General features: G+C 39.7%; 20 protein-coding genes and 1 tRNA gene. 18 read left to right on the top strand and 3 right to left on the bottom strand.

Annotated features, from left to right (window positions below):
• Nucleotides 1-9: 9 nt before the first annotated feature.
• Entirely contained in the window at nt 10-813 is an 804-nt protein-coding gene (locus tag ACP69X_RS09765; protein ID WP_426052639.1) for a DUF2262 domain-containing protein, read from the bottom strand.
• A gap of 541 nt (nt 814-1,354) precedes the next feature.
• On the opposite strand from ACP69X_RS09765, the gene ACP69X_RS09760 reads away from it, so the two are divergent.
• Both ACP69X_RS09760 and lepB read left to right on the top strand, forming a co-directional pair.
• Entirely contained in the window at nt 1,355-3,295 is a 1,941-nt protein-coding gene (locus ACP69X_RS09760) for an LTA synthase family protein (protein ID WP_411264469.1), read from the top strand.
• A 155-nt stretch (nt 3,296-3,450) separates the two neighbouring features.
• Complete coding sequence (gene lepB / locus ACP69X_RS09755) at nt 3,451-4,017, top strand: signal peptidase I (protein ID WP_426052638.1); 567 nt, start codon at nt 3,451-3,453, stop codon at nt 4,015-4,017.
• 41 nt (nt 4,018-4,058) lie between these two features.
• On the opposite strand, the gene ACP69X_RS09750 is transcribed toward lepB, so the two are convergent.
• On the bottom strand, nt 4,059-5,354 hold the full coding sequence (locus tag ACP69X_RS09750) for a homocysteine synthase (protein WP_423359385.1): 1,296 nt from the start codon (nt 5,352-5,354) through the stop codon (nt 4,059-4,061).
• Nucleotides 5,355-5,619: 265 nt separating this feature from the next.
• Between ACP69X_RS09750 and ACP69X_RS09745 the strand changes: the two genes are divergently transcribed.
• The 10 genes from ACP69X_RS09745 (at nt 5,620) to ACP69X_RS09700 (ending at nt 12,610) form a co-directional block, all read left to right on the top strand.
• Nucleotides 5,620-5,775, top strand: coding sequence for an FbpB family small basic protein (locus ACP69X_RS09745; protein ID WP_426052637.1), 156 nt, complete (start codon nt 5,620-5,622; stop codon nt 5,773-5,775).
• A gap of 165 nt (nt 5,776-5,940) precedes the next feature.
• Nucleotides 5,941-6,708: an ABC transporter ATP-binding protein gene (locus ACP69X_RS09740; RefSeq protein WP_073979591.1), complete on the top strand. Its 768-nt coding sequence runs from the start codon at nt 5,941-5,943 to the stop codon at nt 6,706-6,708.
• A gap of 29 nt (nt 6,709-6,737) precedes the next feature.
• Entirely contained in the window at nt 6,738-7,445 is a 708-nt protein-coding gene (locus ACP69X_RS09735) for an LLM class flavin-dependent oxidoreductase (protein ID WP_426052646.1), read from the top strand.
• Between the two features lie 541 nt (nt 7,446-7,986).
• Complete coding sequence (locus ACP69X_RS09730; RefSeq protein WP_012009371.1) at nt 7,987-8,199, top strand: hypothetical protein; 213 nt, start codon at nt 7,987-7,989, stop codon at nt 8,197-8,199.
• Between the two features lie 115 nt (nt 8,200-8,314).
• On the top strand, nt 8,315-9,061 hold the full coding sequence (locus tag ACP69X_RS09725; protein WP_039177374.1) for an ABC transporter ATP-binding protein: 747 nt from the start codon (nt 8,315-8,317) through the stop codon (nt 9,059-9,061).
• Nucleotides 9,039-10,505: a hypothetical protein gene (locus tag ACP69X_RS09720; RefSeq protein ID WP_426052636.1), complete on the top strand. Its 1,467-nt coding sequence runs from the start codon at nt 9,039-9,041 to the stop codon at nt 10,503-10,505. Before ACP69X_RS09725 ends, ACP69X_RS09720 begins: the two co-directional genes overlap by 23 nt.
• Nucleotides 10,489-11,394 (top strand): PqqD family protein, encoded by a 906-nt coding sequence (locus ACP69X_RS09715; protein WP_338527681.1) that lies wholly within the window; start codon nt 10,489-10,491, stop codon nt 11,392-11,394. Before ACP69X_RS09720 ends, ACP69X_RS09715 begins: the two co-directional genes overlap by 17 nt.
• Nucleotides 11,391-11,672 carry a hypothetical protein gene (locus tag ACP69X_RS09710; RefSeq protein WP_426052635.1) on the top strand — a complete coding sequence of 94 codons (282 nt, stop codon included), beginning with the start codon at nt 11,391-11,393 and terminating at the stop codon, nt 11,670-11,672. Before ACP69X_RS09715 ends, ACP69X_RS09710 begins: the two co-directional genes overlap by 4 nt.
• A gap of 80 nt (nt 11,673-11,752) precedes the next feature.
• Complete coding sequence (locus ACP69X_RS09705) at nt 11,753-12,409, top strand: hypothetical protein (protein ID WP_338527680.1); 657 nt, start codon at nt 11,753-11,755, stop codon at nt 12,407-12,409.
• Between the two features lie 127 nt (nt 12,410-12,536).
• Nucleotides 12,537-12,610 (top strand) — tRNA-Gly (locus tag ACP69X_RS09700).
• A 98-nt stretch (nt 12,611-12,708) separates the two neighbouring features.
• Here ACP69X_RS09700 and ACP69X_RS09695 read toward each other — a convergent pair.
• The gene (locus tag ACP69X_RS09695; RefSeq protein ID WP_426052634.1) at nt 12,709-13,305 is read right to left on the bottom strand and encodes a hypothetical protein; all 597 of its coding nucleotides are present in this window, start codon (nt 13,303-13,305) and stop codon (nt 12,709-12,711) included.
• Between the two features lie 83 nt (nt 13,306-13,388).
• Between ACP69X_RS09695 and queG the strand changes: the two genes are divergently transcribed.
• From queG to ACP69X_RS09665, 6 genes are all read left to right on the top strand, one after another.
• Nucleotides 13,389-14,537: a tRNA epoxyqueuosine(34) reductase QueG gene (gene queG, locus ACP69X_RS09690; protein ID WP_024427417.1), complete on the top strand. Its 1,149-nt coding sequence runs from the start codon at nt 13,389-13,391 to the stop codon at nt 14,535-14,537.
• A 61-nt stretch (nt 14,538-14,598) separates the two neighbouring features.
• Nucleotides 14,599-15,501, top strand: a complete 903-nt coding sequence (locus tag ACP69X_RS09685) for an amidase domain-containing protein (protein WP_041089917.1) — start codon at nt 14,599-14,601, stop codon at nt 15,499-15,501.
• Between the two features lie 43 nt (nt 15,502-15,544).
• Nucleotides 15,545-16,018, top strand: a complete 474-nt coding sequence (trmL, locus tag ACP69X_RS09680; RefSeq protein ID WP_034282301.1) for a tRNA (uridine(34)/cytosine(34)/5-carboxymethylaminomethyluridine(34)-2'-O)-methyltransferase TrmL — start codon at nt 15,545-15,547, stop codon at nt 16,016-16,018.
• 464 nt (nt 16,019-16,482) lie between these two features.
• Nucleotides 16,483-18,378 carry a PrkA family serine protein kinase gene (locus ACP69X_RS09675; RefSeq protein WP_426052633.1) on the top strand — a complete coding sequence of 632 codons (1,896 nt, stop codon included), beginning with the start codon at nt 16,483-16,485 and terminating at the stop codon, nt 18,376-18,378.
• Nucleotides 18,379-18,517: 139 nt separating this feature from the next.
• Entirely contained in the window at nt 18,518-19,681 is a 1,164-nt protein-coding gene (gene yhbH / locus ACP69X_RS09670) for a sporulation protein YhbH (RefSeq protein ID WP_075611078.1), read from the top strand.
• Between the two features lie 364 nt (nt 19,682-20,045).
• Nucleotides 20,046-20,678 carry an HlyD family efflux transporter periplasmic adaptor subunit gene (locus tag ACP69X_RS09665; RefSeq protein WP_024425324.1) on the top strand — a complete coding sequence of 211 codons (633 nt, stop codon included), beginning with the start codon at nt 20,046-20,048 and terminating at the stop codon, nt 20,676-20,678.
• Nucleotides 20,679-20,695: the final 17 nt, after the last annotated feature.

Here is a 20,695-nt window from a genome sequence, read left to right as displayed (position 1 = left end):
CTCCAGCTGTTAACCTGCAATGTGTGCATCTAGAAATGTTCCATTTATATTTCCTGTGACAATAATGACATGTCCCCAAAATAAATCACCGTCATGATAGTAGACTTCAAACTCTCCCTCAGGGTAAACATGCAGGCTTTCAAGTGAAATGCGGTTCATAAATTGATTCAGTGTGAGTTCTTCTTGCTTTTCAGCTGATTCGTCTTGTTCCTGCCAATCCTTTGCTAGATCTATCAGCTGATTCGCGGCAAATGATTTAATAGAAGAATCCCATTTGGCTTGTTCTTGTATGAGTTGTTTTGCTGTAGAAAGAGAGTCATTTATTTTTTCATCTTCTTCAAGGTTGAAGTAGAGAAGGCACTCTTCATTGCTCCATTGGATTGTCTTTTCAAATAAGTCTAGCCCTTTTACTAACTCAAAGGTGCCAAGTATGTCATCATGATAAAACACAGGCTTTTGGGCTGCTTCTAAAATTTCTTGAAGTGCTTGATCCTGTGTACCTGTATTGATCAAAGATACAAGCATGAATTCACCTTCGCCTTTTCGAACCTGAAGTGTAACGATTGATTCTTTATGTAATTGTGCCTGTTTTTCCCTTAATCCTTCGTCATCTGTTAGCCAGCAAAGTCTTACATCTTCGGTTGTGATATGTCCGTTTTCCTTCCAAGCAATCAGTGGAATAGAAGCGGTCCAAAGAGGTACCTGTCCTGCTTTCCCTGCCCCTACGCCAGAAGGTCCTGTAACAGCAATGATAGTGACTATATCTTCAGAAAATCTTTCTTCAAAAGTGTTGATTTGTTTGTTAATCTTCATGTGATGTCCTCCAGCTCGATATTTTTGTTATGAACATAAGGATGATATGATCAAAATCTACCTCTTAATCACACCGCACATCAGTAGGGGAAATCAAGCTTTTTTTGTTTAAAACTGCTTTTTTAGGGTGGTACATGGATAAATGGAGGTTGAGTCACAATAAAAGAAGCATGGATCGAATTTTGTATAAATTTGGGTAAATGAGTCGAAAAGCCTAGGTTATTCTTCCTTTTCTTTATAATTACTTTGACACGAATAGATGAAAAAAGTAAAGTAGTACTGAGTGATTTACAAAACCTTCTTCGTCCACTAAAACATGAAGTGTGCGTAAATTTAATGTAAATGGATATTTTTCCTTTTATTTACTCGTATTTTTTTTGAAACTTATGATGCTCCTCATTCGTTATATTAAAGGAGCGCATGTATCCGGCGGAGACAGAGCATCGGAATGCTTGGCGAAGAAGATTTACATTTGCAAAATGAATGTAAATTTTTTATGATTTCATTTATATCAGAACGATGATAAGAAAGAAGAGGTTTTATGAAAAAAATATTTGCGAACAAATATAGCTTTTTTGTATTGGCTGTCCTTTTATTTTGGGCAAAATCGTACACAGCTTACAAAATGGACTTTAATTTAGGAGTGAAAGGTTCTTTTCAAGAGGGTCTTCTCTTATTAAATCCATTTAGTTCAGCCATTGTGTTTTTGGGACTGGCTCTCTTTTTGAAGGGTCGTAAATCTGCCATTGTTTTAATTGTCATTGACTTTATTATGACCGCACTTTTATATGCGAATGTAGCGTACTACCGTTTCTTTGATGACTTTTTGACTTTCTCCACAATGAAGCAGGCAGGTAATCTTGGAGGAGGCATGACTGGCGGTGTGTTATCAAGTATTAAGCCGCATGACCTTTTATACTTCCTTGATATCATCATCTTAATTGCGATTGTCATTTGGAGACCAGAAGTGAAGAAGTTCCAAATGAAAAAAACATTTGCACTACTGATTGTGGCTGCAGGTGTAGGACTATTCTTTGTAAACCTTCATTTAGCTGAAAAGGACCGCCCTGAATTATTAACAAGAACGTTTGATCACAAGTATGTTGTGAAATACTTAGGCGTTTATAATTATACGATTTATGACGGGGTGCAGTCAGCACAAAACGCAACACAGGTAGCGAATGCGAGCAGTGAAGATTTAACGGATGTTGTAAACTATACGGCTTCTCACTATGCGAAGCCAAACCCAGAGTATTTCGGTAAAGCAAAAGGGAAAAACATTATTAAAATCCATTTGGAAAGCTTCCAGACTTTTTTAATTGACTACAAACTCAATGGAGAAGAAGTAACGCCGTTTTTAAACAAACTGGCTCATGGTAAAGATGACTTTACGTATTTCGATAACTTCTTCCATCAGACAGGTCAAGGAAAGACAGCTGACGCTGAGCTCATGATGGATAATAGTATGTTCGGCTTGCCAGAGGGAGCAGCGTTTGTGACAAAAGGTGAAAATACCTACCAATCACTCCCTGCCATTCTAGATCAAAAAGCAGGCTATACGAGCGCAGTGCTTCATGGGGACTATAAATCTTTCTGGAACCGTGACACGATTTATAAACATATGGGATATGATCAATTCTTTGATGCTTCCTATTACAACATGGATGAAGAAAACCTTGTGAATATGGGTCTGAAGGATAAACCGTTCTTCAAAGAATCAATTCCAATGCTAGAATCAATGAAAAAGCCATTTTATGCACATTTAATGACACTAACAAATCACTATCCATTTAATTTAGATGAAAAAGATGCGACAATCGCTAAGGCAACAACTGGCGATAAAACAGTCGATAACTATTTCCAAACAGCAAGATATTTAGATGAGTCATTAGAGCAATTCTTCAAAGACTTGAAAAAATCAGGTATGTATAAAGACTCAGTCATTTTATTATATGGTGACCATAACGGTATTTCTGAGAACCATAACCGTGCTATGAGTGAAATTCAAGGGAAAGAAATTACTCCTTATCAAAATGCACAAAACCAGCGTGTTCCGCTTATGATTCGTATTCCTGGTAAAGAGGGCGGCGTGAACCATACGTTTGGCGGAGAAGTCGACGTCATGCCAACGCTTCTTCACTTACAAGGTATTGATTCAAATGAGTACGTGAATTTTGGAACAGATTTATTCTCTAAGAAGCATGATCAAACTGTTGCATTCCGTAACGGAAACTATGTGACGCCGAAATATACACTTGTAGATAACACTGTCTATGATACGAAGACAGGCAAAGTGGTGAAACAAAATAAAAAGACAGAGGCGATTAAAGCCCGTGTCGATAATCAGTTAAGCCTATCAGATAAAGTGCTTTACCGGGATCTTCTTCGATTCCATAAGCTGTCTGATTTTAAACCAGTGAATCCATCTGATTATTTCTATGGTAAATCAAAAGAAAAAGAAGCGGATTCTTCTGCTAACTAACTGAGTTTTGGGCAAGCACAGAAAGGTGCTTGCCTTTTTCTCTCTCTTTGCTTGATTTGTTGGCAAAATATGTTTATATTTAGGGAGAAACAAGCGTGACGCCGGCTGGTTGCTGGTGAAACACATTTCGTCCTTGGGGAATTCAGGAGGAGCTTATGACAACGAATACAACAACACAAAAAAAGAAATCAGAATTATGGGGCTGGATCAAAGCCATCTTAATCGCATTTATTGCTGTTTTTATCATTCGGAACTTTTTATTCGCACCGTACATTGTGAAAGGGACTTCTATGGATCCAACACTGCATAACACAGAGCGGGTGTTTGTGAATAAAACGGTTGATTATTTCGGTGATTATAAACGGGGACAGATTATTGTTCTTGATGGGGAAGACCGCAGCACTCATTATGTCAAACGATTGATTGGTTTACCTGGTGATAAAATTGAAATGAAAGATGATCAGCTATTTGTTAATGGGAAAAAAGTGGCAGAGCCTTACTTAGCGTCAAACAAAAAGAAAGCAGCGGCAGATGGTACTTTGCTGACACCTGATTTTGGCCCTCTGACTGTTCCAAAAGGAAAGTACTTTGTCATGGGGGACAATCGCCAAAATTCAATGGACAGCCGCAACGGCTTAGGTCTTTTTACAAAGCGTGATATTCAAGGAACTACATCATTTGTATTTTATCCTTTCCAAGACATTCGATTACTCAATCATTAATAAACAAGAAAAAAGCACACAGCCGTGTGCTTTTTTCTATGTCATTCAGACTGACTTTTGGTAATCGCCTGTTCAAGATCTGCAAGAATATCTTCAATCGCTTCTGTTCCAACAGATAAACGAATGAGCTCTGGTGTGACACCTGTCGATTTTTGTTCTGCCTCGCTTAATTGTTGATGCGTTGTGCTGGCAGGATGAATGATGAGAGATTTAGAATCGCCCACGTTTGCGAGATGGGAGAAAAGTTTCACAGAATCAATGAGCTTTTTACCCGCTTCGCGTCCACCTTTAATACCGAATGTAAGGATCGCGCCTTGTCCTTTTGGTAAATAGGTTTGAGCAAGTTCATAGGATTCGTGACTTTCAAGGCCCGGATAGCTTACCCACTCGACAAGAGGATGATCCTGTAAGAATTGTGCTGTTTTCAACGCATTTTCACTATGCCGCTCAAGACGAAGGTGTAATGTTTCTAAGCCTTGCAGAAGTAAAAATGAGTTGAATGGAGACAGAGCTGCGCCTAAATCACGTAAGAGCTGTACTCGTGCTTTTGTGATATAAGCCGCTTCTCCAATCGCTTCTGTATATGTCAGACCGTGATAACTTGGATCTGGTTCAGTCAGCCCTTTGAACTTATCGCTGTCAGCCCAAGGGAATCGGCCGCTATCAACGATGACGCCGCCAATTGATGTACCATGACCGCCAATAAATTTCGTCGCTGAATGGACGACAATGTCTGCACCGAACTCAATAGGTCTTAATAAATAAGGGCTGGCGAGTGTGTTGTCCACAATAAGCGGGATATGATGCTTGTGTGCAATGGCTGAGATGGCTTCAATATGTAAAATGTCGCCTTTTGGATTCCCAATGCTCTCTGCATACACTGCCTTTGTTTTGTCTGTGATCGCTGCTTCGAGTTCTTCAAGGTTGGATGAGTCGACGAATTTTACTGTAATTCCGAGTTTTTTGAGTGTATGGGCAAATAAATTGTAGGTGCCGCCATAAAGACTGCTTGAGGAAACGATTTCATCCCCGGCTCCTGCAATGTTTAAAATAGAATAAGTCGTCGCTGCTTGCCCAGAAGAAACAGCAAGTGCACCAATCCCACCTTCAAGCTCTGCGATACGCTTTTCAAATACGTCATTTGTCGGGTTCATAATACGTGAATAAATATTTCCCGGTTCCTGAAGACCGAATAAATTCGCTGCATGATCACTATCTCTAAAACCAAAGGAGCTTGTTTGGTAAATAGGTACGGCTCTTGAATAGGTCGCTGAATCAAGCTCCTGACCTGCGTGAATGGCTTTTGTTTCTAATCGAAATGGACGTTCTTCTGACATGGGTGTATCCTCCTTTTGTTAGATAAAACCAACTGTTTTGATAAGAAATATTTAATAAGACTATAAATCTTGTTCCCTGATCGGTCAATCATTTTTTAGATAAATCTGAAAAAACAATAAATATAGTTGACAGGTAGGAATAGTGTGTATTAACATGAGCATACTGAAAACGCGAACAAGAATGGCTGATCGGTTAACCGAAGGCTCTATCACTCAAGCATGAGTGAAGAGCCTTTTTTTATTTGAATGAGAAAGGATGATGAAGATGGAAAAAAAGAAAAAACGAAAAAAATACAGAAAACATATGGATATCACACTAGACATCTTAATTGAGCGGAGCAAATATGAGATTTACAGCAGCAAGGAACGAATAGAAGCGATTTACGATCGGATTGATGAAAAGCATACAAGGACAAAATAACTATTTTATAAAATTGAGTTGATTTATGGGATTAATATGATTTAGGATGGTGCTAACAAATCAATATGATTAGCTGATCGGACAACACGAAGGCTCTTATCTCTTTTTTGGGGATAAGGGCCTTTCTGTGTATGTATCTGATGGCAAGAGGAGTAGAGGGTTTCAATGACGATTTCAATTGATATTGCGGATAAATCCTTTTGGAAAGACAAACAGACCATTCGGGTACTTGAAGACTTAAGATTGAACATCATTCCCGGGGAATTTGTAACAGTGATAGGTCCAAGTGGATGCGGAAAAAGTACGTTGCTAAAAATCATAGGCGGGCTCGACACAGCGTATGATGGGCAAATTTTGATAGGAGACAGACGGGTCACAGAACCAGGAATGAAACAGGGCTTTATCTTTCAGGAACACCGCCTATTTCCATGGCTGTCAGTCGAAGAAAACATAGCGGCCAATTTCAATTTAAAACAACAGGATGTACGCCGCAAAGTGGATGAATTGATTGAAATTGTTCGATTAAAAGGATTTGAACATGCCTATCCACATGAGCTTTCAGGGGGAATGTCGCAACGGGTTGCCATTGCGAGAGCACTCCTTCGTGATCCGGAGATCTTATTGCTTGATGAACCATTTGGTGCGCTGGATGCATTCACGCGAAAACACTTGCAGGATGTGCTGCTGGACATTTGGCAGGAGAAAAAAACAACGATGATGCTCGTTACTCATGATATTGATGAATCGATTTATTTAGGAAATGAAATTGTGCTCTTACAAGCGAGACCTGGCCGAATCCATAAAATTCTTCCTGTAAACCTGCCTTTTCCGCGTGATAGAACATCAACCTCTTTTCAACATTTAAGACAAAAGGTGCTTTCAGAATTTGAGAAAACAGATGAATTGTTACTAACTGATGGATCAGGGATTTAGGGAGGGGAAATCGCATGAAAAAGATACAAATGATCGTTATCTTTTTGAGTCTTCTCCTTGTTTTAGCAGGGTGTGGTCAAGCAGCAGACGGCTCAGAAAACAAGGTGAAAGAAATTCGGATTGGGATTCAGCAAAGTTTGAGCCCGCTGCTTTTAGCAAAGGAAAAAGGGTGGTTTGAACAATCATTTGAAAAAGAAGGAGTGAAGGTAAAGTGGGTGGAGTTTCAAAGTGGTCCTCCCCAATTTGAAGGACTTGCTGCAAATCAATTAGATTTTTCACAAGTTGGAAACTCACCTGTCATAGCAGGTCAGGCAGCGGAACATCTGATTCGTCATTTAGATCAGAAAACAATTGATGAGGCGCAAAAAGTTTTACAGGGGATGGACTCAGTAGGTCAAAGACGGATGGTGGAATTGCATCAAGGGAGGAAAGACAAACTTGAAATCAGCTCAAATCTTTGGGCAGGTATTAGTTTAGTACGCGGCGGTGCAGGAACAGCACTCGTCGGAGATCCGCAAACAGTAGCAGATCGGATCATAGAATACCAGTCTCTAGGTATTGATACATTTATATTTTCTGGCTACCCGCACCTAGAAGAAGCTTATTATTTAGCAGAGCTTGTTTTCCCGCTCCTTCCATTCAAAAGGTCGGGGGATACAGGACTCTCTGTGCCAGCTGGTGAAATCATTGGGAACAATCATTTTCCAGATGCAGCCTCTGCTGCTAGTTCCTCATAAATATGAAAAAGCAAAGCAGTCTGCGATGGCTGCTTTGCTTTTTTTCATAGAATAGGAGCGAGTCATATGTTGTGTACCGCTGAACAAAGTAAGGGCTTTTTTCCCAATCGATTTTCTTGTATATACATATTTTCAGAGACAAGAGAAGAAGGAAAATATACTCACTCTTTTATCGGAATGATCAGTAAATATTTCATAATTGGTGTTATTGCGACATATAATCAGGACTTTTATATCTGATATATCGGAGGAATTCTTTCTATCTTACAAAAAAGAAAGAATGAAAATGATAGATGATAAATATGAACTATTTGAAAAAAAGAAGATAAAAGGTGGTGCAAATGACATTAAATGGGTTTTGTGGTTCTTAAGAGGTGTTAAAATCTAGTAAATAAGAGAGGGTTTAAACAGATGAAAGTGAATAATTGAATAAAAAGTCACATTTTAATCAAATGTATGTTCGGTCAAAAATGGGATGTTCTGTAGATGTTTGGCGTGTGACGCCTATGATACGATCATCATAAGCTGGGAGGTGAAAAGTATGACTTATGCAGCGCCGCAAGTTGACTATTCCACTATGGAACCTGCTATTATGGACCAAGCTTGGTTCTTAGTATTTGTTGCTGTCCTTCTTGGATTGGGAGCAACAGTCGTTCTAGGAGCAGCAGTTTGGTGTATCGCAAACGGCAAGGGTAGCTTTACAGGTGCCGTTCAGTGGGAAAGTGGCTTAAAAGTCCAAATTGAATGTAAGTAGCTATACTTAGGATTCATCTTTTTACTTCTTAGATAAGACACCAGGGCTAAACCGTCTGTGGCGGGCGGTTTAGCCTGATCTGTTTTTAAAGAATATGCAGACACTTGGAGGTTATATGTTTACGATCGAGAATTTAACCAAAACGTATAAAAATAACGTGACTGCTGTCAATGATTTTCATTTAAAGATCGACCCTCATCAAATCGTTGCTGTTGCTGGACCGAATGGTTCGGGTAAAACAACGATGATTAACTGTATACTTGGCATCATTAAGCATACAGAAGGAAAAATTCATTTGCAGGGCGTCACTAATGATGAACCATCCTTTAAAAAACAAGTAGCCTATGTTCCAGATGACTTGCTGCTCCCTGAAGCATTGACTGGTGCTGAATATTTAGAGTTTGTTTCTTCTATGTATGAATGTAAAACAATTCACAGAAGAAATCAACTAATTGAACTGTTTGATATGGACTCGGCTTTATCAAGACCGATCGAAACCTATTCACATGGTATGAAAAAAAAGACCCAGCTTATTGCTGCCTTTATGCTTAATAGTCAATTGGTGATTATGGATGAGCCCTTTAGAGGACTTGATATTGAAGCGGTTATAAACACAAAGAAACTGATGAAGCGGTATGCCGAGCACCATGGTGCGATCTTGCTTTCAACGCATGATATGCTTTCAGCGGAAGAGCTGTGCCAGAAAATCGCCATTATTTCTAAGGGAAATAAAATGGATGAAGGGACAGTCTCAGCCTTAAAGGAGAAGTATCAATCAAGCACATTGGAACAGGTGTTTCTGAAAGCTTCAATGTTAAGTGATAGGGGTGCACATTTTGATGAAATCATTAATCATTTCTAAAATGATGCTTAAAATGTGGCAGCAGGAAATGTATAAGCTCTTTGATACTCAAACGAAGCGAATCATTGTGGTCTTATTCTTTCTGTTTGCCGTCACAATGGGAGCCATTATCGGATACAGCTTTACAGGTGTCTTTATGAAGGCTTTTTTAAATGGAGATGAACGGTCACTTGGATTACTCGTTGTCTCAATGGCGATCAATGCCTCTATTTTTACAAGCTTGTTATTCGTTTTGATCAAGGTCAGAACACCTGAACAAGACCGGTTTTCTATGCAGCTCAGCTGGTTTCCGCTCTCTACCTTTCAGAAAAGTTTTGGATACTTCATTCCGATGGTGACAGTGGTGGCAGGACTTGTTTTATTTTTTATCGGTATTCTGCTTTTACCTAATTTTATTGCCCAGGGAATAGGTATTTTCTTTATCTTTACTTTCTTTTTGATGGTGCTTTTGCAGTCGCTTTTTGTCTTAATGCTCCTGCAGTTTATTTACAATATCACTTATTTACTCGTTTTGAAATTAAAATTACCGTTGCAAAAATTTGCAGCGATATTTGTTTTATTGGCACTCGTTGTGGCGTATGGATTGACGCATTTTGATATTAGCCAAATTCAGCAATCATATCTACAGTTTGATTATCATTTGATGTATTTTACAGCACCGTTTTTCTTAGCGGCACAAGGAATGTCACCTGAAGGGGTGAATTATGCCATCTTGATTCTGTTCATCCTCTTATCAGCAGGCGGCGCATTTCTTTCTCTTGCGATGATGCCGATTATGGCAGAGAAAAAAGCGTTAACCTTTTTACACAAGCTGCCATTCTCTTCTTCAAAAAAGTGGTCACTTATTGTGAAGGAAATGAAGTCACAGGTACGGAATGAAGAAAACATTTTAAACTTTCTTATTCTTCTCATAGTGATCTTATTCGTTCGTTATCAATTTGGATTCCGCTTTGAAGAAGAAGCGTTTTTTGTTCTATGTGCTCTTGCTGGATTAACAGCCTTCAATTCGTTTGGCAATGATAAACGAATGCTGGGGATGTATAAAACATTTGGCCTGAGATCCTGGGAAGTGGCTTTGTATAAGTTTATCGGTCTTCTGCTTGTTGGTGTACTGCAAATTGTTTTATTCATGCTGACAACGCTGACGCTTCCTGATCAAATTTGGCACGTGTTGATTGGTGCCGCTGTCTTATGCAATGCCACTGCGCTCTTTTATGTAGTAGGTATTTTACTTCCTCTTGATCGAAACAATCCCTACACAGGCATATTTTCATTTGGAGCGCTTATTTTACTCATGATTCCGATTGTTTTTATTGGGAACTATGTCATAGGGGCATCGAGTCAAACGCTTCAATGGCTGCTTGTGGCTGCATTTGAGGGTCTGCTCATCTTTGCCATATACAAAGGTTTTTCATGGAGGTATTCACATGATTCAACTTCTTAACAATAAGCTAAAGATTGAGCGGGTACCGGAACTAGCGCCGTATGTGACCTTACAAAAGAGGCATCTTACGGATACGCAGTATGGAAGCACACTCCCGATCAATGAAAGTGCTTATCATATGTTAACAAAAGTGGACGGTAAAAGAACAGAAGCGAGTATTACCGCAGAGCTCGCCGATTTGTTTCAGGTCGATGAGTCGGTGATTGCTCGTGACTTTTATCAGCTGATGACGGGATTGAATCAGCATCACTTGCTGTCTATTCATTATCATTCACCATATCGGATTGTGACAGCCTGCTGTCAATTTTTCAAGCAATATCAAGTCAAAATGAAGGAACGATTTGATTGTACTGGTCACTCGTTCCTTCACATTTTTGGAACGGCTTTGCTCATGGTGACGCGTAAAATCATTTTTTTCTGGATGCTTTTTATGATCATGGCAGGGCTCACCTTTTTATTCATTCCTGATCCATCGATTGCAGCCATTGCCATTTATTTTACGATTATTTATTTCGGGTTAATTACCGGAACTGCCTTACATGAGGCGGCACATGGCTATGCGCATCGAAAATTTGCAGGGCGAGATGGTCCTCAAGGCTTTTTTGCGAGTGACATGATGTCAGTGAAGTTTGTAAGACCCGTGTTAGATCCGTTTAAGAAGAAGCAGGTGTGGATCACACTGCTTGGACCGCTCGTTCCCGGTGTGATTGGCGCAGCAGGCATCATAGTGACCATTTTATTTCTAAAAGAAAATCCGGTTTCGACAGGTTTTTTCATTTTTTCAATCTCGTATTTTATTCAATTACTCTATCTTCTTCCGTTTATGGGGGATGGTAAATCCATTATGAAGCAGCTATTGCTTGGGGGAATGGGAGGACAACGATCATGAACGTACAGGCGATGAAACAAGGCGCAATAGTTGGTGGTTTTTTAGGGTTCTTAGGCTTTCCGATGCTGACAATCGGCGTACTGTTCTATCATTTATTTCAATCAAAAACGAATGATGCTTTATTATTTAACAGTCTCGCTTTTGAAATGGAAGGCTCGTCCGCATTTACTTTTCAGATCAAGCCAAACTTTTTTATTTGTATGATTGTGATTTTTGCTGCGAGTTTTCTCATTGTGGCATGCCTATCAGCAATAAAGCAGAAAAGAGCGAAAGGTTAGGAGAATTCTCCTAATCTTTTTTTGTATAACAAACCAAATTTTAGTATAATAAGAAATAAAAAACATCAAAGGGGATCACAATGTTTAAAAAATGGAGCATTCTTTTATTCACAGTTTTTCTATTAGCAGGATGTGGCGAGAAGGCCGAAGAAACAACGACAACCGAAAAGACGGTTTCGACAATTAAAACAGAGTCTGCCACTAAAAAACAAGTAACCATCGAACAAATGAAACTCTCAAAAAAAGAAAAAAACTTACTAGAAGCAGCAACGACTAATGAAAAGGTGGCTCTGACACTGAAAGGATTAACGAAGAAGAACAAGAGTATTACGTTTATCGGAAGCCATTACAAAAATGGCCGATTAGTGAATAAGGAAGCATCATCTGCTACCTTTACTTTACACCAGAATGGCACCGACCAAACGGTGAATGTACTTCTTCAATTACTTCATGAGAAAGATACATATGAATCACAATTTAGTATTTGGTCAGATAAAAAGAATGATGGGATGACGAAAGCGACATCAAGCTTTCCGTTCAAAGTCAGTGACTATGTATTTTCTGCACAATCTGAAACTGTTAAAGTTGCTTCTGGAGAAAAGGCTCTGATTGCGTATACAGCAGCGATGGGGAAAGACGGGGGTTCAACTATATTTGATGAGATTGAGAAGAATCCAAAGCAAGCGCTGAAAAATATGTCACATGCATACTTATTTTATATCCAGCTAGATAAATAACTATCGTAATATATACGGAGAATATGAATTTTTTTGACGAAAAATCTTCATATTCTCTTGACGAATTGTTAAGAAAGTTGTAACATAATAAAAGTCAACGCGATGACGTTGCTTTTAAAAGATTGATGCGGGTGTAGTTTAGTGGTAAAACCTCAGCCTTCCAAGCTGATGTCGTGAGTTCGATTCTCATCACCCGCTCCAATACATAATTTTGTTTATAACGCAGTATTTCGTTTCATAGATAAACGAAGTGTTGCGTTTTTTATTATGTCAGTATAATGTGAAAAAGCACTGTCAGGCTACAGTGCTTTTTCAATGAGTTCATATTTGCTTTCTCCGCCATGTATTTGTACAAACATCTTCGTCAAGGATTGAATAAGAGCTTCACTCTTTTCCCGGGAAATAGATGGAGGGAAAAGGATGATTTGAAGAATGTTCTTTGTGTCTGAAGAAATGTGTGCTGTACTTGCTTGAGAAAATAATTCATTCAGTCCTGCGCCGTCCTGCCATTCGATGTGACCAGCCTCATGTTTTGTCAGTGAAAGCGGTCCTTTGATGCGATCGGCATCTAGTGTCAGGATGGGTAAGAAATATTTTAGTGAGAAAAATATCGACAAATCCTGTACGGAATTGGTCGAGTCAATAAATTGTTCCTTTTGGATATCAGAAAGAAGTGGAAGGAAAGGAACATCTTTTAAAAGATCCGTCCATTCTTTGATGGCTGGTACTTCTTCTAATACTTTATCTTCATATTCAAAAAATAAAGATTCTTGAAACAGGCGTAAGCGGCCTTTTAACATTTGAGGTGATGTGCCAACTTCAATATGCGAATATTCAATCTGTCCAACATGGATAGACGGGTTTTGAGGATGAGAAATTTTCATATGTATCTTCACAGTGACTCACTCCAATCGGTCATGATACACTCGTATTATACTGAAAACAACAGAAGAAACAAAGAAAGGAGGTTTGCAAGGTGATTCATGTTGGAGAATTAAAAGAAGAATTGATTCAATATGCGAAAGAAATTGGTGTCGATAAAATTCGATTTGCAAGCGCCGATACATTTGATTCATTAAAGGATCGCCTCATCTTACATGAATCGTTAGGGTATTTGTCAGGCTTTGAAGAGCCTGATATTGAAAAACGGACAAACCCTTCTTTGCTGCTTCCGAAGGCCAAATCAATTGTTGCGATAGCGCTCGCGTATCCTTCCAAAATGAAAGATGCTCCTCGAAGTACAAAGGATGCGAGACGGGGGATCTTTTGCCGGGCTTCATGGGGAACAGATTATCATGTCGTGCTGAAAAAAAAGCTTGATATGCTCGAAGAATTTTTGCGGAGCAAACATGTTGATATACGGACAAAATCAATGGTGGATACAGGAGAATTGTCTGATCGTGCTGTAGCAGAACGTGCTGGCATTGGTTTTAGTGCAAAGAACTGTATGATTATCACGCCAGAATTTGGATCCTATGTGTATTTGGCTGAAATGATCACAAATGTCCCGTTTGAACCGGATGAGAAAATTGAAGACCAGTGCGGAACATGTAATAAATGTGTGGATTCCTGTCCAACAGGTGCGCTTGTGAATCCAGGACAGCTGAATTCTCAGCGGTGTATTTCATTTTTAACGCAGACAAAAGGGTTTTTACCTGACGAATTTCGTTCGAAAATAGGAAATCGATTGTACGGGTGTGATACGTGTCAAACTGTCTGCCCGATCAATAAAGGAAAAGACTTTCATCTGCATCCTGAAATGGAGCCGGATCCTGAAATTGCGAAGCCGCTGTTAAAGCCGCTTCTGACGATCAGCAATCGTGAGTTTAAGGAAAAATACGGTCATGTTTCAGGTTCATGGAGGGGGAAAAAGCCCATTCAGCGGAATGCAATTTTGGCACTCGCTCATTTTAAAGATACATCTGCCTTACCAGTGTTAATTGAGTTGATGCACAAGGACCCAAGACCGGTCATTCGGGGAACGGCTGCTTGGGCGATTGGCAAAATTGGCGATGATCAGCAGCTCCCAGAGCTGGAAAAGGCCCTTGAGCGAGAAAGTGATGAAGAAGCGAAAGAGGAGATTGTGAAAGGGATTGAGCTCCTGCAGACACCTTTAAATACTAAATAACATCCCTGTGAACATAGAATGAACCAAACAGAGATTTTAAAAAATGTTTGGTGGTGTCTGTGTGAAACAATTATTAGAGAAAACTTTAGAAGACAGGCTGGCGTATTTAATCAATGACCGTGCAATCAAGCAGCCGCAGCTTATGTCTGATGTGGAAGCAGTAGAACGGAAAAAAGAGCTTTTTGCTAGAAGACAGGTTGAGATTGTGAAGGCGAAAGCAAAAACTAAACTTCTCGATTCAGCCATTCAAGATGATGGGGCTCAGCATGTGCAGTACCTTGCTCATCTCACATATGTCTGCAAGGATGTAGACGATTCTTTTTATTTAGAGGAACAGGTGGAAAAAAGAGAAGCGTTCCTTTATAACAACATGCTTGTCAAAGATCGGATGATGCTAGAAGAGCGGCAAAGAGAAGAGCAGATGGATGAGCGCCTTCAGACCGAAGAACAATTCGGCAGAGCCTTTCATTATGACCGGCGGGCAGCCGTACAGTATGCGGAGACATACTGGAATAAACGGAATCCAGCCTATAAAAACTTTGAAGATAACTGTACAAATTTTATTTCACAATGTTTGAAAGCAGGGAATGCGCCAACGAGAGGATATCCGAACCGCGGGACTGGCTGGTGGGTGCGTCCGCATACGTGGAGCTATAGCTGGACGGTGGCTCATGCGATGAAAAATTATTTAGCGAATTCAAAAGCGGGTTTGAGAGCAAAGAAACTCAAAGAAGCGCACGAGCTTCAAATTGGAGATGTCATTTGCTACGATTTTGAAGGTGATGGAAGATATAATCATACAACCATTGTCGTTGATCATGACAAAGGCGGAATGCCTCTTGTGAATGCACAGACGTATGACTGCCGCATGCGTTATTGGTCATACGAGGATTCGACGGCCTATACACCTGCTATTCGATATATGTTTTTTCACATTTTGGACGATGCCGCGAAGGATAGTTAGTGGTATAATGTTGAGCGGAAAAGAAAATTAGAGGTGAATTTTTTTGGGACTTCATGTCGTTTTATATCAACCAGAGATTCCAGCTAATACTGGAAATATTGCGCGTACATGTGCAGCAACAAATACAACCCTTCATCTGATTCGTCCGCTTGGTTTTTCGACAGATGACAAAATGCTGAAGCGTGCAGGACTCGATTATTGGAAATATGCCAATGTGGTCTATCATGATTCACTTGATGAATTGTTTGAGGCTCATCCGAAGGGGCAATTTTTCTATATTACAAAATTTGGCCAAAAGCCGCATACGACATTTGATTACTCTCAGCTGGATGAAGACTATTTCTTCGTGTTTGGCAGAGAGACAAGTGGATTGCCAAAAGATTTGATTGAACAGAATATGGACCGTTGTCTTCGTTTACCGATGACAGAGCATGTTCGTTCTCTGAATCTGTCGAATACGGCAGCCATTCTTGTATATGAGGCACTTCGCCAGCAGCAATATCGCGATCTCATATAAAATCATGATAAAAGCCGAGATACTGATCTCGGTTTTTTTATGTAAGATAAGAAATACAAGGTTAATCATACCTTTTTTGACATGTTAAAAATGAAAAGGATGTTCCGCAAAAGGAACATCCTTTTTTTCATTTACCAGGCTTGCCTTCGTAGCCAGCAGTGAAAATGGATACTAAAAACGTAATGATGACGCCCATCATAATGACCGTTCTCATATAAGCTCCCCCTTATCCCTTTGTTCCGTTCGCTGCCTGTTTCATATGATGTGAAGTTCACCTTGAAAAGCAGGAGAAGAAAATCATTTTTCTCCTATTTTTCCTTTATTATGAAGGGTCTTGCGGATGGTTGTCAATTCAGTTTGCCAATTCGTCATTTTGAAGAACGAAAGCATGTAATAGGACGCCTCCGCATAGATTGTAAAACAGTATCTGATTTCTAGCTTCAATCTTGAAAGAGGAGGTTCATATGGATATTTTAAAGAAAATCGAACAGCACAGAGAAGAAGAGCAGCGTCTCAAATGGGAAGGCACATTCAGCGATTATTTAGACATTATTAAGGAAAATCCACTTGTCGCTCAATCTGCTCATTCTCGCGTTTATCATATGATTAAAGACAGCGGGATTGAAGAGGAGAATGGGGTCAGAACCTACAAATTTTTTGATCAGGAGCTGTTTGGATTAGAGGAATCACTCGAAAGATTAGTGGAGGAATATTTTCATCCTGCTGCAAAGCGGCTAGATGTCAGGAAGCGTATTTTATTACTGATGGGACCAGTAAGCGGGGGGAAATCGACACTTGTCACTAGATTGAAAAGAGGTCTTGAAGAATATTCACTGACAGATCATGGCGCAGTTTATGCGATCAAAGGCTGCCCTATGCATGAAGATCCGCTACATCTCATTCCGCAAAATCTGCGTGAGGATTTCTATAGAGAATATGGGATTCGTGTGCAGGGAAATTTGTCGCCTCTGAACATGATGAGACTGGAAGAGGAATATGGCGGCAGAATTGAGGATGTTAGGGTCGAGCGGATCTTTTTTTCAGAGGATAAACGGACCGGCATTGGTACCTTTAGTCCGTCTGATCCGAAATCTCAGGACATTGCCGATTTAACAGGCAGCATCGATTTTTCAACCATTGCCGAATTTGGATCAGAGTCAGATCCTCGTGCGTACCGCTTTGATGGAGAACTCAATAAAGCAAACAGAGGGATGATGGAGTTTCAGGAGATGTTAAAGTGTGATGAGAAATTTCTCTGGCACCTCTTGTCATTAACGCAGGAAGGGAATTTTAAGGCAGGAAGATTCGCCTTGATTAGTGCAGATGAATTGATCGTCGCCCATACGAATGAAACCGAGTACAGGTCGTTTATTTCAAATAAAAAGAACGAAGCTTTGCATTCAAGAATTATTGTGATGCCAATTCCTTATAATTTAAAGGTCACAGAAGAAGAACGCATTTATCATAAAATGATTTCAGAAAGTGATGTTTCAGATGTGCATATTGCCCCGCATACGTTGAAGGTAGCGGCAATGTTCTCCATTTTAACGAGACTTAAAGAACCGAAACGTTCTGATATTGATTTGGTGAAAAAAATGCGTCTGTATGACGGAGAAAGTGTTGAAGGCTTCCAATCAGTCGATATTGATGAGATTAAAAAGGAATTTCATGACGAAGGGATGAGCGGAATTGATCCGCGGTATGTGATTAACCGAATTTCATCCACCATCATTCGAAAGAATATGGAATCGATCAATGCACTGGATGTTCTTCGCTCCTTAAAAGAAGGGCTCGATCAGCATCCATCTATCTCCAGCGAGGACCGGGAGCGTTATTTGAATTTCATTTCAGTCGCGCGAAAAGAGTATGATGATATTGCGAAGAAGGAAGTGCAAAAGGCATTTGTGTATTCCTATGAGGAGTCTGCGAAAACGCTGATGGATAATTACTTAGATAATGTCGAGGCTTACTGCAATAAAAACAAGCTGCGTGATCCGTTAACGGGTGAAGAAATGAATCCTGATGAAAAGCTCATGCGTTCAATTGAGGAGCAGATCGGCATTTCTGAAAACGCCAAAAAGGCATTTAGAGAAGAAATTCTGATTCGTATTTCGGCTTATGCGAGAAAGGGAAAACGCTTTGATTATAATTCGCATGAGAGATTGAGAGAGGCCATTCAGAAGAAGCTGTTTGCCGATCTAAAAGATGTGGTGAAAATTACGACATCGACGAAGACACCTGATGAACAGCAGCTGAAGAAGGTCAATGAAGTAGTGGCTAGATTGATTGATGAGCATGGCTATAATTCAACAAGTGCAAATGAACTTTTAAAATATGTAGGCAGTCTTCTGAATCGTTAATAAAAGAAGGAGGCATTATTGGCGCATCAGCACCGGTAATGTCTTTTTTAGAAATGATCGTCAACTTGGATGACGAGCAGCATAGGATAAAGGAATCGATGGTTAGAAGAATTGTGCAAAAAGGTGAGGAGGGGGATGGATGTCCCGGCAAGAAAAAAGTCAGTTTATTGTGTCTCAGGAAGACTGGTCCCTCCATCGAAAAGGCTATGACGACCAGCAGCGTCATCAGAAAAAAGTCAAAGAGGCGATTAAAAATAATTTGCCGGATCTTGTCACAGAAGAAAGCATCATCATGTCGAATGGAAAAGATGTTGTGAAAATTCCGATTCGTTCATTAGATGAATATAAAATTCGGTATAACTACGATAAAAATAAGCATGTGGGTCAAGGGGATGGAGACAGTGAGGTTGGCGATGTTGTTGCGCGCGACGGCTCAGACAGTAAGCAGGGCCAAGGAAAGGGGCAGGGCGCTGGAGATCAAGCTGGTGAGGATTATTACGAAGCAGAAGTCTCATTAATGGATCTCGAGGAAGCGCTGTTTCGTGAACTGGAGCTTCCAAACCTCAAGCAAAAGGAGCTTGACGACATCATTGTCGAACAAATTGAGTTTAACGATATTCGCAAAACCGGGTTAACTGGAAATATCCACAAAAAACGAACGATGCTGTCGGCATTTAAACGAAATGCGATGACAGGCAGTCCTTCTTTTTATCCCATCTACCCGGAGGATATCAAGTATAAAACGTGGAATGAAGTGACCAAACCAGAGTCGAAAGCCGTCGTTTTGGCGATGATGGATACGAGCGGAAGCATGGGTCTTTGGGAAAAATATATGGCGAGAAGTTTTTTCTTTTGGATGACACGTTTCTTACGGACAAAGTATGAGACAGTCGAAATTGAATTTATTGCTCACCATACAGAGGCGAAGGTGGTAGACGAAGAACATTTCTTCTCACGGGGTGAGAGCGGGGGGACCATTTGCTCGTCTGTCTATCGAAAGGCACTAGAGCTCATAGACGAACGATACCCGCCGTCGCGATATAATATTTATCCTTTTCATTTTTCTGATGGTGACAATTTGACCTCAGACAATGCCCGGTGTGTGAAACTTGTTTCTGAGATCATGAAAAAAGCCAATTTATTTTGCTATGGTGAAGTGAATCAATACAATCGGCATTCTACGTTAATGTCAGCATACAAGCATATTCAGGATGAGAAATTTAAGCATTATATTTTGAAGCAAAAATCTGACGTTTTTCTCGCACTAAAAAAATTTTTTCAGCAGGAAGAAGTTCATTCATAATGAGCACATTAAAAAAAACCTTTCAGCATAAGGGCTGAAAGGTTTTTTGTGTGGAGAAGGAAAGGATCACCAAAAAAAAAGTAAAACTTTCTCTTTGACATTTCAATTTTCATTTATTAATATTTAATCTTGTTAAATATAAGTTTTTCAAAAAAGATGCCGATCGTCTTTTCTTCTTTTTCTGCTCTTTGCTCATAAGTGAACAATAAGTATAAATGGGCTGCACACCATGATAGGGGCGGGAGTAGATGAAGGGAAAAGGACAGAGTGTTGAGCTTGTTTCATATTCTGTCAGATGATGGGCATTCTAAGTTTGCTAAAGCAGATGACACTATATTTTTATACATGAAAGGAGAAACAAAACATGAACAGAGGGCGTTTATTGCTAACGAACATTATTGGCCTTATTGTGATTCTTGCCATTATTGCCGGAGGTGCTTATTACTACTACGAAAGCACAAACTTTGTTAAAACAGACGAGGCAAAAGTGACAGGTGACATGTATCAAATTACAGCACCAGCAGCTGGACAAATCAAAGGCTGGGATATCAACGAAGGTGACGAAGTGGAAAAAGACAGCACAGTTGCAAAAGTTGAAGGACAAACAAAAACAAACATTAAAGCAGTGGCTGATGGCACATTAGTCAAAAAAGAAGTACAAAACAATCAACAAGTGCAGCCTGGTACAGTTCTTGGTGAAACAATTGATTTAAGCAAGCTTTACATCACAGCAAATATTAAAGAAACAGATATTAAAAACATTGAAAAAGGCGACAAAGTCGACATCGTTGTAGATGGAGATCCTGATACAACATTTGAAGGAACTGTTGAACAAATTGGTTATGCGACAAACTCAACATTCAATATGCTGCCAGCAACGAATTCAAGTGGTAACTATACAAAAGTAACGCAAAAAGTAGCAGTGAAAATTTCAATTAAAAATCCATCAGACAAAGTACTTCCAGGTATGAATGCTTCTGTCAAAATTTCATCTTAATGATGATTGATATCAAA

This window comes from Bacillus sp. DC4300-2b2 (assembly GCF_049895685.1).
In the GTDB taxonomy this organism is placed as follows: Bacteria; Bacillota; Bacilli; order Bacillales; family Bacillaceae; genus Bacillus; species Bacillus safensis.
This window is presented reverse-complemented; position numbering and strand designations above follow the sequence as displayed.